This is a genomic window from Anoxybacillus sp. LAT27 (assembly GCF_022030075.1).
Classification (GTDB): Bacteria; Bacillota; Bacilli; order Bacillales; family Anoxybacillaceae; genus Anoxybacillus; species Anoxybacillus kestanbolensis.
In genome coordinates this window covers 1-289 of sequence record NZ_JAIWYK010000119.1, presented here as the reverse complement: position 1 = coordinate 289, position 289 = coordinate 1, and the positions used below count along the sequence as shown (strand labels likewise).

Annotated in this window: 1 protein-coding gene; it reads left to right on the top strand. The window is 36.7% G+C overall.

Annotated features, from left to right (window positions below; translation table 11 throughout):
- Positions 1-23: 23 nt before the first annotated feature.
- A partial coding sequence (locus LD028_RS08775) for a transposase (protein WP_237811588.1) occupies positions 24-289 on the top strand: 266 nt, incomplete at its 3' end.

Sequence of the window (289 nt, the reverse complement as noted above, 5' to 3'; positions counted from 1 at the left end):
AAAAGAAAAAGCGATCCAAATTGGTGAACCAAAAATTATCGAACTGGTGTTTTGGCAAACTCTACGACTATTTGAAATACAAACTAGAAGCTAAAGGCATCACTTTTGAAAAAGTGGATGAATCGTATACCACGCAAACATGTCCTGTTTGCGGGAAGAAGAAAAAACCTTCTTCTAGAAATTTTATTTGTGCTTGTGGTTATTCTCAGCATCGGGATGTCCATTCGGCATGCAATATTCTTACAAAACACTTATATGGAGAATTCCGACCGATGAAAATAACGAACCA